Below are 13,230 nucleotides of genomic sequence, written 5' to 3'. Positions count from 1 at the left end.
CCGACCCCTGACCGACCGCTGCCCGACCCCTGACCGGCCCCTGACCGACCGCGGACGACCGCCCGGTCCCGCGGTCCTTTCCACCACCGATCGGAGCTGTGACATGACGACCCGTGAGGTCGAACACGAGATCACCGTGCGGGCACCTGCCGCCGACGTCTACCGGCTGCTCGCCGAGGTCGAGAACTGGCCCCGGCTGTTCCCGCCGTCCGTCTACGTCGACTACCTCGAACGCGACGGGAACGAGGAGCGCATCCGGATCTGGGCCACCGCCAACGGCGAGGCCAAGAACTGGAGTTCGCGGCGGACGCTGGACCCGGAGGCCCTGCGTATCCGCTTCTGGCAGGAGGTCTCGGCGCCCCCGGTGGCCGAGATGACCGGCACCTGGATCATCGAGCGGCTGGGGGAGCGGGAGTCGCGGGTACGGCTGCTGCACAGCTACCGCGCGATCGACGACGACCCCGAGGGTCTGCGATGGATCGACGAGGCGGTCGACCGCAACAGCCGGGCCGAACTGCCGGGCCTGAAGACCAACTTGGAGCTGTCGGCGCAGGACGCCGGGCTGAGCCTGTCCTTCGAGGACAGCGTGCGGGTCGAGGGCGCGGCCAAGGACGTCTTCGACTTCGTGAACGAGGCCCACCTGTGGACCGAGCGGCTGCCGCACGTCGCCAAGGTCGAACTCACCGAGGACACCCCGGGCCTCCAGACCCTGCGGATGGACACGCTCACCAAGGACGGCTCGACCCACACCACAGAGTCGGTCCGGGTCTGCTTCCCCCACCACAAGATCGCCTACAAGCAGACCACGCTGCCCGCGCTGCTCGACCTGCACACCGGCTACTGGACCTTCGAGGAGGGCGAGGACGGGGTCACCACCGCCACCTCACAGCACACCGTCGTGCTCAACGCCGAGAACATCGGCAAGGTGCTCGGCCCCGAGGCGGGGGTGGAGGAGGCGCGCCGGTTCATCCGTGAGGCGCTCGGCAACAACAGCCGGGCCACGCTGAACCACGCCAAGGAGCACGCGGAAGCGCGGCGCTGAGCATGGCGGGCCCACTGGACACCGATGTCGTCGTGGTCGGAGCAGGACCCGTCGGGCTGCTGCTCGCCGGTGAACTGCGCCTCGGCGGAGCGCGGGTGACCGTGCTGGAGCAGCTCACCGAACCGACCACCGAGTCCCGGGCGTCCACGCTGCACACCCGCACGATGGAGATCCTGGACGAACGCGGGCTGCTGTCACGGCTGGGCACGCTGCCCAGCGGCGGCCCCGGGCACTTCGGCGGCCTGCGCCTCGACCTGACCGCGGCGGCTCCCGGCCACCGCTGGGCCGGGCAGTGGAAGTGCGCCCAGGCGCGTCTGGAGGCCGTGCTGTACGCCTGGGCCACGGAGTTGGGCGCGCGGGTGCTGCGCGGGCACGCGGTGACGGGCCTGCGTTCGCGGACCGACCGGGTGGAGGCCGGGTTCATCGAACTGGGCTCCCAACCGGGCGTCCTGACCGCCTCCTACGTGGTCGGCTGCGACGGCGAGCGCAGCACCGTACGGCAGTTGGCCGGATTCGAGGTGGACGGCGGGGACGGCACGCTGGAGATGCTCCGGGCCGACCTCGCGGGCATCGACATCCCCAACCGGCGCTTCGAGCGGCATCCGAACGGGCTCGCCACCGCCTTCCGCTGGCCCGACGGCAGCACGCGGGTGATGGTCCATGTGCACGGCGAAGGCAGCGGTCCGTCCGCCGAAGCCGAAGCCGAAGCCAGCACCGGCCCCAGCACCGGCACCGGCACCGGTCCCAGCACCGGCACCGGAACTGGCACCGGCCCCGGACGGCGGACCGGCGCCCCGAGCCTGGACGAGGTCGTCCGGGCCTGGGCCCTGGTGACCGGCGAGGACATCGGCGCCGGCACCCCGGTCTGGCTCAACGCCTTCGACAACACCACGATCCAGGCCACCCGCTATGTGAAGGGCCGGGTGCTCCTCGCGGGCGACGCGGCCCATGTGCAGATGCCCGTCGGGGGCCAGGCGCTCAACCTCGGCCTCCAGGACGCCGCCGACCTCGGCCGCAAGCTCGCGGAACAGATCGCCAAGGGCGACGGGGGCAGCGAGGACAGCGGCTCGGCCCTGCTGGAGAGCTACCACGACACCCGGCACCGGATCGGCGCCGCGACGCTCACCAACATCCAGGCCCAGGCCCGGCTGCTGCTCGGCGGTCCCGAAGTGGACGGCCTGCGGTCGGTCTTCGGCCAACTGCTGGAGATCGACTCGGCCCGGCGCCATCTGGCCCGCGCGATCAGCGGCCTCGGCGGCGCCCCCGACCCCGCCGAACCCGGTCCGGCCGACCCCGACCCCGTCGACCCCGACCCCGACCCGTCCGGCCCCGCGGCACCACACCAGACCACCACAGATGACGTCACCCCAGGAGAGGCATCATGAGCAGGCTCATCGGCAAGACGGCGCTCGTCACCGGCTCCAGCCGCGGCATCGGCCGCGCCATCGCCGTACGGCTGGCCAGGGAGGGCGCACTGGTCGCCGTGCACTACGCCGCCAACGAGGCGGCGGCCCAGGAGACCGTCGAACTCATCGAAAAGGACGGCGGCCAGGCGTTCACCGTCCGCGCGGAGTTGGGCGCGCCCGGCGATGTGCACGAACTCTTCCTCGGCCTGGAGAAGGGCCTCAAGGAGCGGTCCGGCGGCACCACCCTCGACATCCTGGTGAACAACGCCGGTGCGACCAGCGCGAGCGGCATCGCACCCGAGGACGTGACCCCGGAGCAACTCGACCTGTTCTTCGCGGTGAACGCCAAGGCCCCGTACCTCATCGTGCAGCGCGCCCTGGCGCAGATCCCCGAGGGCGGTCGCATCATCAACATCTCGTCCGGCCTGACCCGGGTCGCCAACCCCGACCAGGTCGCGTACGCGATGACCAAGGGCGCGATCGAGCAGCTCACCCTGCACCTCGCCCGCCACCTGGCGCCGCGCGGCATCACCATCAACAGCGTCGCGCCCGGGATCACCGACAACGGCAGCGCCGTCTTCGACATCCCCGAGGCGGTCGAGCAGATGGCTCAGCTCTCGGCCTTCAAGCGGGTCGGCAAGGCCGGTGACGTCGCGGACGTGGTCACCTTCCTCGCCACCGACGAGGCCCGGTGGATCACCGGTGCCTTCATCGACGCCACCGGCGGCACGCTGCTGGGCTGACCGCCCAAGGGGAGCAGGAACCGACCGAATCGAACGGGAGAGGAGGTGGCCCGGCATGCCGACAGACGTCCCGGGAAGCATCGCGGACCGCACGTCCGAACTCGGCGCCCTGAAGGATCGGGTCCGGCAGGGACCCGATCCGCGGGCGACCGAACGACAGCACGCACGCGGCAAGCTCACCGCGCGGGAGCGGATCGAACTGCTCCTGGACAAGGGCAGTTTCACCGAGGTCGAAGGGCTGCGGCGGCACCGCGCCAGCGGCTTCGGCCTGGAGGCGAAGAAGCCGCACACCGACGGTGTGGTCACCGGCTGGGGCACGGTCGAGGGCCGGACGGTCTTCGTGTACGCCCATGACTTCCGGATCTTCGGCGGCGCGCTGGGAGAGGCGCACGCCGAGAAGATCCACAAGATCATGGACCTGGCCATCGCGGCCGGCGCCCCGCTGGTCTCGCTCAACGACGGGGCGGGCGCCCGTATCCAGGAGGGCGTCTCGGCGCTCGCCGGTTACGGCGGGATCTTCCGGCGCAACACCAGCGCCTCCGGGGTGATCCCGCAGATCAGCGTGATGCTCGGCCCGTGCGCGGGCGGAGCCGCCTACAGCCCGGCCCTCACCGACCTGGTGTTCATGGTCCGGGAGACCTCGCAGATGTTCATCACCGGCCCGGACGTGGTCCAGGCGGTGACCGGCGAGGAGATCACCCAGAACGGCCTCGGCGGCGCGGACGTGCACGCCGCGACCTCGGGGGTCGCCCACTTCGTCTACGACGACGAGGAGACCTGCCTGGCCGAAGTCCGCTATCTGCTCTCGCTGTTGCCCGCCAACAACCGCGAACTGCCGCCGCGCGCCATCACCGCGGATCCGCCCGACCGCGAGTCCGAGGCACTGCTCGACCTGGTGCCCGCCGACGGCAACCGGTCCTACGACGTCCGGCGGGTGATCGAGGAGATCGTCGACGACGGCGAATTCCTCGAAGTGCACGCCGCGTTCGCGCCCAACCTGGTCTGCGCGCTCGCCCGGCTGGAGGGCCGGGTGGTGGGCCTGGTCGCCAACCAGCCCGCGGCGATGGCGGGCGTACTGGACATCGACTCCAGCGAGAAGGGCGCCCGGTTCGTCCAGTTCTGCGACTCGTTCAACATCCCGCTGGTCACCCTCGTCGACGTCCCCGGCTTCCTGCCCGGCGTCGACCAGGAGCACAACGGCATCATCCGGCGCGGCGCCAAACTGCTCTACGCGTACTGCAACGCCACCGTGCCGCGGGTCTCACTGATCCTGCGCAAGGCGTACGGCGGCGCGTACATCGTCATGGACTCCCGCTCCATCGGCGCCGACCTGGCCTTCGCCTGGCCCACCAACGAGATCGCGGTCATGGGCGCCGAGGGCGCCGCCAACGTGGTCTTCCGGCGCGAGATCGCCGCCGCCGAGGACCCGGCCGCCATGCGCGCCCAGAAGATCGCCGAGTACCGCGACGAGCTGGTCCATCCGTACTACGCGGCCGAACGCGGCCTCGTCGACGACGTGATCGACCCGCGCCTGACCCGGCCGGTGCTCTGCCGCGCCCTGAACATGCTCAGCGCCAAGGGCGCCGACCTGCCGCACCGCAAGCACGGCAACCCACCCCAGTGAAAAGGATCGTGGCATGGACGTCGGACTCCTCTTCGACCTGCGCAACCCCGAGCAGTGGCACCGGCCGTGGGCCGACCACTACGCGCATACTCTGGAACTCTGCGAAGAGGCCGACCAACGCGGTGTCGGCGGCCTGTGGTTCACCGAGCACCACCGCTTCGAGGACGGCTATCTGCCGCAGCCGCTGACCGTCGCGGCGGCCGTCGCCGCGCGCACCCGGCGGGCCCGGATCGGCACCTCGGTGGTGCTGCCCGCGCTGCACCACCCCGTCGACCTCGCCGAACAGGCCGCGCTCGTCGACCTGATCAGCGGCGGCCGGCTCGAACTCGGCCTGGGCGCCGGGTACCGGGTGCCCGAATACGAGCTGTTCGGCGCGGACTTCGGCCGCCGGTTCGCGGGCACCGGCCGCAACATCCGCGAGATCCTGCGCCTGTGGCAGGAGCGGGTGATCTCGCCGCTGCCGATCCAGGACCCGCCGCCGCTGTGGGGCGGCTTCTACGGTCCGCGCGGCGCGAAGCTCGCGGGCGAGCTGGGCATCGGGCTGCTGCACATCTCGCGCCCCATGTTCAAGCACTACCGCAAGGGCCTGGTCGAGGCGGGCCACGACCCGCAGGCGGCCCGGGTCAGCGACCTGATGCCCCTCATCCTCGCCGAGGACCCGGAGAAGGCGTGGCACCAGGTCGCGCCGCACCTGGCCCACCAGGTCAACTCCTACCGGCAGTTGTCGGTGGAGGGCCGGGAGAAGTCCGAACCGCTGCTCACCGCCGAGGATCTCCGCGACCCGAACGCCGAGGACACCCGCGGCCTGCTCGACATCCTCACCCCCGAGGACGCGGCCGTCCGGATCAAGGAACTGACCGGTGACCTGCCGGTCAAGCACCTCATCTTCTGGGCGAGCATCGCCGGGATGCCGGACGAGCTGGTCGCCGAGAACATCCGGCTCGTCACCGAGAAGCTGCCCGCGCTGCTGCCGTGAGCCGGACCCGACGCCGAAGCCGACACCGCGACCCCATCCGACACAGACACGGCGGCCCCTCATGACAGCTCCCTCGTGGACCGACTCTCCCGATGCCGATGCCGATGCCGATGCCGATGCCGATGCCGATGCCGATGCCGAACCCGAGGCCACGGGAACGGGCACGGGAACGGGCATAGGACCGGCGGCGGAATCGTCGCGCTGGGACGCCCGGCTCTGGACCGTCCTCCTGATCCTGTCGGCCAACATGATCCTCGACGCGATTGAGGTCTCCCTGGTGCTCGTCGCGCTGCCCTCCATCGGCGCCGCGCTCGGCCTTGACCTGTGGACGGCGCAGTGGCTGATGAGCGGCTTCGCCGTCGGATTCGCCACGCTGCTCGTCCTGGGCCCCCGGCTCAACGCCCGACTGGGCCGCAGGTGGGTCTACCTCGCCGCGATGCTGCTCTTCGCCGCCGCCTCGGTGGTCGGCGGACTCACCGACAGCGCGGCCCTGCTGATCGCCACCCGGGTGGTCAAGGGGCTCAGCGCGGCGCTCACCGCACCGACCGGTCTCGCCATCATCGGCACCACCTTCCCCAGCGGACCGCAGCAGCGGCGGGCGGTGTCCGTCTACGCCCTGTTCGGCGCGGCCGGTTTCACGGTCGGACTGCTGCTGTCGGGCGCGCTGCTGACCGAGAGCTGGCGCTGGACCTTTCTCTTCCCGGCGCCGGTGGCCCTGATCCTGCTGGTCTTCGCCCTGCGGATCATCCCGCGCGACCGGGGCGCCGTCCCGGCCCCGCGCGTCACCCCCGCGCTGCTGCGCAACCGCCAACTGCTGCGCTCCGCCGTCGGCGCGGCCTGTCTCAACGGCACGTACCAGAGCCTGTTGCTGCTGCTCGTCTTCCAGACCCAGCGCCAACTGGGCTGGTCTCCCTGGCAGTCGGCGGTCGCCCTGCTGCCCGCATGCGTGCCGTTGGCCGTGACCGTGCCCTTCGCCGGAGCCATGACGGCGCGGTGGGGCACGGGGCGGCTGATCGCCCTCGGCGCGACCGCGCCGCTGCTGGGCTACGCCCTCTACCTGTGGCGGCCCGACAGCGGTTCCTACCTCACGGGAATGCTGCCGACGCTCCTTCTGGTCGGCGCCGGGTTCGTGCTCTCCTTCGCGGCCCTCAATCTCCAGGCGACCGGGGCTCTGCCGCCCGCCGAACGGGCCGCGGCCGTCCCGCTGTTCCAGACCGCCGTGCAGGTCGGCGCCGTCGTGATGCTCCCGGCCACCGCGGCGCTGCTCGGCTCCCACCACGGTCACCGCCCGGCGCTGACCCTGATCACCGCCGTCTCCGGGATCGGCCTGCTGGCCGCACTGACCGGACTCCGTACCCCTCACAGACAGGTCGCACCATGACGGATGACCAGCTCTCCCTCGCCATCATCACCGCCAGCGTCCGCGACGGGCGGCTCGGTCCCGCCGTGGCCGACTGGTTCCTGTCCCAGGTCAAGGAACGCCCCGAATTCACCGTGCAGAGCGTCGATCTGATCGACCATCCGCTGCCGCTGGTCCTGCCGGGGCCCGGCAAGGACGTGTCGCTGGAGACGGCCAGGACCCGCGAAGCGCTGCGTTCCGTGCTCGTGGCGGCCGACGCCTTCGTCGTAGTCACGCCCGAGTACAACCACAGCTTCCCGGCCGCGCTGAAGAACACCGTCGACTGGTTCTACGAGGAGTGGACCGCCAAGCCGGTCGGCTTCGTCTCGTACGGCGGCCTCAGCGGCGGCATCCGCGCCGTCGAGCAGCTCCGGCAGGTCTTCGCCGAGGTGCACACCCTGACCGTACGGGAGAACGTCGCCTTTCCCCTGGCGGGAAACCGTTTCGACGAGGCGGGCCGGCTGATCGACCCGGAGCCGAGCGTCCTGTCGGCCGGACTGCTCCTGGACCAACTGCACTGGTGGGGCAACGCGTTGCGGGCGGCCCGCGCCGAGCGCGCGTACCCGCGCTGAACCGGTGCCCAATTCGTACCCGCGCTGAGCCCGCGCCCAATTCGTATCCGCGCTGAGCCCGCGCCCAATTCGTACCCGCGCTGAGCCCGCGCCCGATCCGTACCCGCGCTGAGCGCGCACCCGGCCGGTGACTCCCCACGCACCGCCCGCTTCCCGCCCCGAACCCCCGGACCCCGGTCCTCTGGAAGGACGACGGCAATGACCCAGCAGATCTCCTCCGCACCGCCGGACATCCGGCGCGCCGACAGCACGGCCGCGCACGTCGCGCAGTGGCACGTCCCCGACCGCGAGTCCGGGGTCGAGGCCGTGGCCGAGACCGTCGAGCAGTGGCGCGCCGCCGACTGGCCGACCGGGCTCCTGTCGGCCTCCGCGTATCTCAGCACCGAGGACGACACGGTGCTGACCTACCTCCAGACCTCGCGAGCCTCGGCCCACCGCGACTTCACCTCGGGGCTGACGGGACTGGCGGGCGCCGCGACGGTCGCGTACACGCTGCGCCGCGCGATCGTGCTGCACAAGGGGCCGCTGGTGCCGTCCAGCTTCGTGGTCGCGACCTTCGACGTGGACGGGCCCGCCCCGCAGGAGCACATCGTCGAGTCGATCGCGGGCGCCCTCGAAAGCGCCCCCGGCGCGCAGCACCCCGGCCTGCTCTCGGCCAACTTCCACCTCAGCACCGACGGCACCCGCGTCCTGAACTACGCCGAGTGGACCAGCGACGAGGCGCACATCTCGTTCCTTGAGGGCGCCACGCGGGCGGCCACCCTGCGCGCCACCCACGACACTCCCGGCGTCCGGCCGATCGGCTTCAAGCGCTACCACCTCCTGCACAGCCTTACCGCCTGACACCACGTCACATCCGCGCGCCCACCGGCCCATCAGCCCACCGACCTACCGAACGGAGTCCACCGTGCAGGGCGGAAGGAACGAATCCGCGCCGCTGCGTCTCGCCGAGGCACCCTCGGCGGTCGCACGGTGGCGTCACGAGGAATACGCGGCGGCGCACCCGCCCGCACCGGGCATCCGCCGCGCCGACGACGGCGAGCGCGCGCGTCCCGACGAGACCGAGGTGCCCGCGGCCCCCCGCGTCCTCGAACTGGCCCACCGCGGGGTGAACCGTTCCACGGCGATGCGCCAGGCCGAGCGCCTGCTCGCCGCGGACGAGCGGCGAGCCGACGCCGACAGCGTGTGGCAGGCCGTTCTGACCCTGCTGTACGCGGGGGACACCTCGTCCGCGAGCGCGCACTGCGCCCGGCTGGCCCGCGAACCGCTCTGGTCGGGCTCGGTCCGCCACCGCCAGACGCTGGCCCTGCTGCGCGCACGGATCAAGCTGCTCGGAGGGGATACGAGCGGGGCCGTACGCATTCTGCGCGCGGTCCTCGCCCGGGGCCGGTCCGGTACCCGCGTCCCCCTCGCCGCGGTCTGGCTGACCGAGGCGCTGGTCGGGACCGGCGACCTCGACGGCGCGTGGACGGTGCTCCAGGAGAACGGTATGGTCGGCGCGCTCGACCTCGAAGGCCACGACCGGGCCCACGTCCTGGCGGCCCGCGGCGCGCTGCACCTGGCCGCGGGCCAGTTCCGGCAGGGGATCGACGACTGCCTGAGCAGCGGCCGGCTGCTTGCCTCGCACGGCATCGACAATCCCGCGGTGGTCGCCTGGCGTTCGGCGGGCGCGCTCGGGGCCGCGGTCGCGGGCCGCCGTGACCTCGCCGTCGCCCTGGCCGAGGACGAACTCGTCGCCGCGCGGAAGTGGGGGTCGGCGCGCGTCCTGGGGACGGCCCTGCGCGCCGTCGCCGTGGCACGCCGCGACAAGACCTCCCTCGTACTGCTGGAGGAGGCCGTCGATCTGCTCCGCCTGGCGGACGCCCAGGGCGAGGTGGCTCAGGCCCTCTACGACCTCGGCGCGCTGCGGGCCGAACGCAAGGACGCGGCCGGGGCGCGGAGCCGGTTCACGGCCGCCGCCGCGGTCGCGCGCACTTGCGGCAACACCTTCTGGGCGCACCGCGCCGAGTCCGCGCTGCGCCGGCTGGGCGGACCGGGCGCCCCGCGCGGACTCACCCCGCAGGAGGCCAGAATCGCGCAGCTGGCCCGCGCCGGATACAGCAACCGGCGCATTGCGGAAGCCCTTTTCCTCAACGTCAGAACCGTCGAATTCCATCTGTCGGGCGTCTACCGCAAACTCGCCATCTCCGGCAGAGGCGAACTCGTCATGGTGCTGAGCGCGGTCGGGGAATCCCCGGCAGTGCGACACAAACCTGCGGGCGAACCGTAGGTTTCCCCGGCTCCTTCGCCGCCGCTTCGCCGAGGGTGCGAGGATCGGGAAAACGGTCGGTCGGTGATCAGAGCACCGAACGCATTCCGTTCTCAACTCCCCTTTCCCGCCGGCGATGTCAGCGCGCGGACCGTCCGGAATACCGGTGCCCGGCAGCGGGCGCGTCAAGTGCAACCCACATCGGGAGGAACCCATCATGACCACCACCGCGCCGTCCCGGGACGATCTCGTCGAGGCCGCGGGGAAACTCGTGCCCCTGCTGCGCTCCCGGGCGCTGTGGATCGACGAGAACCGCAGGCTCCCGCAGGACGTCATCGAGGCGATCGAGGCGTCGGGTCTGCTCAAGATGCAGGTGCCCACGCAGTACGGCGGATACGAGTCGGACGCGCGCGCCTTCGTCGACGTGCTGGCCGAGGTCGCGAAGGGCAACAGCTCGGCCGCCTTCGTCCTGTCCATCTACGCCTCGCTGACCTGGATGGTCGGCCTGTGGCCCGACGAGGCGCTGGACGAGGTGTTCGCCGAGCCCCATGTCCGCGTGACGGGTACGACGGCCGCGTCCGGCAAGGCGACCCGGGTCGACGGCGGCTATCTGTTCAACGGTAGCTGGGGCTACAACAGCGGCGTGCTGCACGCCCACTGGAAGATCACCGCGGCGATGCCCGAGGGGCCCGCGGGGGAGACCCTGCCGGTCTTCGCCCTCATCCCGATCTCCGAACTGGAGATCGTCGACGACTGGAACACCATCGGCCTGGCGGGCTCCGGCAGTGTGACCACTGTGGCGAAGGACGTCTTCGTCCCCGACCACCGGGTGATCTCCGGCGCCGACTTCTACCAGAACGTCTCGAAGTCGCAGGCCAACGCGGCCAAGGGCGCCTACCGGGTGCCGATGCTGGTCAGCGCCACGGTGATACAGACGGGCCAGCTCGTCGGCGCCGCCAAGTACGCCCTGTCCAGCTTCCTGGAGCGGCTCCCCGGCCGGCCGCTGACGTACACCAGCTACCCCAGCCAGTTGGAGGCGCCGATCACGCATCTCCAGGTCGGCGAGGCGGCCCTGCTGATCGAGGACGCCGAGGCCCGCGCCCACCGGTTCGCCGATCTGCTGGCCGACAAGATCCGGCGGGACGAGCCGTGGTCCCAGGACGACCGGGTCTTCTCCCGGGTGCAGATCGGCTGGATCGCCAAGCAGACCAAGCAGGCCGTGGAGATCCTCGCCGCCGCCAGCGGCGGCTCCTCGATCTTCCGGGACGTGCCGATCACCCGCATCCAGCGGGACGTGCACGCGACGTCCCTGCACGCCCTGATCACGCCGAGCACCAACATCGAGCTGTACGGCAGGTCCCTGACCGGCCTTGAGCCCAACTCGCTGTACCTGTGAGCGACATGCCGCGCTGAGCGGAGCGTGACGCGGGCGCGCGTACGGCGGGGCCCCCGCCGTACGCGCGCTTCCGCTTCCTTTTCCCGTGCCGTGCGGGCGGGCCCGGGGGCCGGATCAGCCGAGGCCGACCCGGAATCCGACCCCGCGGACGGTGACGATCCAACTGCTCCGGCCCAACTTGTTGCGCAGCGAGTTGACATGGGTGTCCACCGTGCGGCTGGCCTGGTAGCCGACCGCGAGCACCGTCGGGATCTCCCATATCTCGGCGAGCAGCCGCTGCCGGGTCACGACCATCTCGGGGTGCCGCGCGAGGTAGTACAGCAGGTCGAACTCCTTGCGGGTCAGCTTCACCGGCTTCTCGTGCACCTGCACCTTGCGCGAGGCCGCGTCGATCCGCAGACCGCCGATCGACACCGTCGTCTTGGGGGTGACCACCGGTCGGCGCGGCTCCCGCCGCCGCATGACGGCCTCCATGCGGGCCGCCAACTCGCGGATCTCGTACGGCTTGTCGATGCAGTCGTCGGCGCCCGCCCGCAGTCCCAGGACCCGGTCCAGTTCGGTGCCGCCGCTGGCGAACGCGATGACGGGGATGTCACCCGTCTCCCGCATGCTGCGGCAGACGGCCAGGCCGTCGATGTCCGGGAGATCGAGGTCGAGCAGGACGAAGTTCGCCTGCCGGAAGGTCTCCAGAGCCGCGGTTCCGGAATCCACGGTCGTCACCTCATGGCCGTACCGCTCCAGATTGCGGGCCAGGGCCGCGGCTTCGTGCTCCTGCGCCTCCACAACGAGTATGCGCACGGTATCTCCCTTGGAGTTGTACGGACCGAAGGTGGATTCACGGCCGCAAGCTCCATTGCCTGCATAGCTGTTAGGTGGACACATCCATCTAGTGCTGATCCGCGGCGCGGATTCTCAAACCGTTCTCATCGATTCGAGCCAGGGAGTTCATGCGAGGACACACGGACTTCGCGGATCCGCTTCGGAGATATCCGTTCGCGGGAAGGCGCGGTAAACCGTGTCGAATCGTCAGAGGTCAGGGAGCGGTCACCGGCAGGGAGCGGTTCTGCTGGACATCTCGGAACGCGCGCAGGAATGTGTCGACCGCGGCGTCGGCCACGGTGTGGAGTTCGGTGTCCGGTACGGGTCGGGTGCCGAGTTGGGACCGCGCCTCCATGGGGCCCGTGAGCAGAGCGAGGAACTGCTCCGCGGCCTCGACGGGGTCGCAGGGGCGCAGCAGACCGGCCAGGGAGAGCCGGGCCATCCGGTCGGCGAGGGTCTGCCGGAGCCGGTCGGCGCCGCGCCCCCAGACGACTTCGAGCAGTCCGGGGAAGCGGGTGATCTCCGCGTGCAGCAGTCGGCGCAGCGCCCAGGAGCGGGGGTCGCAACACTGGAGCAGCATGCGGTATCCGACCTCCTCCAAGCGGGACCTGACCGGGTCGGAGCCCTCGCCGTCCCCGCTCTCCTCGTCGGCCTCGCCGTTTCGGCCGTTCGCGCCGCCCTCGACCGTCAACTGCTCGGCCAGGGCGAGGTTTCCGTCCATCACCGCGTTCCCCGTCGCCTCCATCGCGGCGTGGAAGAGGTTCTCCTTGTCGCCGAGGTGGTTGTAGACGGTGTGCTTGGCGACGCCCGCCACTTCGGCGATCTCCTCCATGCACGCACCGGCGTACCCCCGCTTGGCGAACACGGCGAAGGCCGCGTCGAGGATCGCCTGACGCTTGTCGATGCGGCCTCGCGAGGCCGTTCGGTTGCCTGATGCCGATGTCGCAGTTCCGCCCACCCTCGCAGCGTACCCGATACGGGCGTTGAGTTACACCGGCCGGTGCA

The 13,230-nt window shown here is 71.3% G+C and carries 10 protein-coding genes and 1 pseudogene; 9 read left to right on the top strand and 2 right to left on the bottom strand.

The annotated features are described in order from the left end of the window. Positions 1–103: 103 nt before the first annotated feature. From ABZX65_RS06460 to ABZX65_RS06420, 9 genes and pseudogenes are all read left to right on the top strand, one after another. Positions 104–1,042 (top strand): aromatase/cyclase, encoded by a 939-nt coding sequence (locus ABZX65_RS06460; protein ID WP_355335462.1) that lies wholly within the window; start codon positions 104–106, stop codon positions 1,040–1,042. A gap of 2 nt (positions 1,043–1,044) precedes the next feature. Further along, positions 1,045–3,191: pseudogene (locus tag ABZX65_RS06455) on the top strand (SDR family oxidoreductase). Between the two features lie 55 nt (positions 3,192–3,246). Continuing rightward, the gene (locus tag ABZX65_RS06450; protein ID WP_355335459.1) at positions 3,247–4,815 is read left to right on the top strand and encodes an acyl-CoA carboxylase subunit beta; all 1,569 of its coding nucleotides are present in this window, start codon (positions 3,247–3,249) and stop codon (positions 4,813–4,815) included. Between the two features lie 13 nt (positions 4,816–4,828). Next, complete coding sequence (locus ABZX65_RS06445) at positions 4,829–5,791, top strand: LLM class flavin-dependent oxidoreductase (protein WP_355335457.1); 963 nt, start codon at positions 4,829–4,831, stop codon at positions 5,789–5,791. 61 nt (positions 5,792–5,852) lie between these two features. Next, on the top strand, positions 5,853–7,172 hold the full coding sequence (locus tag ABZX65_RS06440) for an MFS transporter (RefSeq protein WP_355335455.1): 1,320 nt from the start codon (positions 5,853–5,855) through the stop codon (positions 7,170–7,172). Beyond that, positions 7,169–7,762 (top strand): NAD(P)H-dependent oxidoreductase, encoded by a 594-nt coding sequence (locus tag ABZX65_RS06435; RefSeq protein ID WP_355335452.1) that lies wholly within the window; start codon positions 7,169–7,171, stop codon positions 7,760–7,762. Before ABZX65_RS06440 ends, ABZX65_RS06435 begins: the two co-directional genes overlap by 4 nt. Before the next feature lie 198 nt (positions 7,763–7,960). Then, complete coding sequence (locus ABZX65_RS06430) at positions 7,961–8,605, top strand: hypothetical protein (protein ID WP_355335450.1); 645 nt, start codon at positions 7,961–7,963, stop codon at positions 8,603–8,605. A 64-nt stretch (positions 8,606–8,669) separates the two neighbouring features. Then, the gene (locus ABZX65_RS06425) at positions 8,670–10,031 is read left to right on the top strand and encodes a LuxR C-terminal-related transcriptional regulator (protein ID WP_355335447.1); all 1,362 of its coding nucleotides are present in this window, start codon (positions 8,670–8,672) and stop codon (positions 10,029–10,031) included. Between the two features lie 196 nt (positions 10,032–10,227). Next, positions 10,228–11,406: an acyl-CoA dehydrogenase family protein gene (locus tag ABZX65_RS06420; RefSeq protein ID WP_355335444.1), complete on the top strand. Its 1,179-nt coding sequence runs from the start codon at positions 10,228–10,230 to the stop codon at positions 11,404–11,406. Between the two features lie 114 nt (positions 11,407–11,520). Here the strand turns inward: ABZX65_RS06420 and ABZX65_RS06415 are convergent, their stop codons facing one another. Both ABZX65_RS06415 and ABZX65_RS06410 read right to left on the bottom strand, forming a co-directional pair. Beyond that, on the bottom strand, positions 11,521–12,204 hold the full coding sequence (locus ABZX65_RS06415) for a response regulator transcription factor (RefSeq protein WP_355335441.1): 684 nt from the start codon (positions 12,202–12,204) through the stop codon (positions 11,521–11,523). Between the two features lie 235 nt (positions 12,205–12,439). Next, entirely contained in the window at positions 12,440–13,183 is a 744-nt protein-coding gene (locus tag ABZX65_RS06410; RefSeq protein ID WP_355335438.1) for a TetR/AcrR family transcriptional regulator, read from the bottom strand. Between the last annotated feature and the right edge of the window lie 47 nt (positions 13,184–13,230).

This window comes from Streptomyces sp. NPDC003300 (assembly GCF_040610915.1).
In the GTDB taxonomy this organism is placed as follows: Bacteria; Actinomycetota; Actinomycetes; order Streptomycetales; family Streptomycetaceae; genus Actinacidiphila.
The sequence above is the reverse complement of the archived record's forward strand: the minus strand, read 5'-3'. Positions and strand labels throughout refer to the sequence as shown.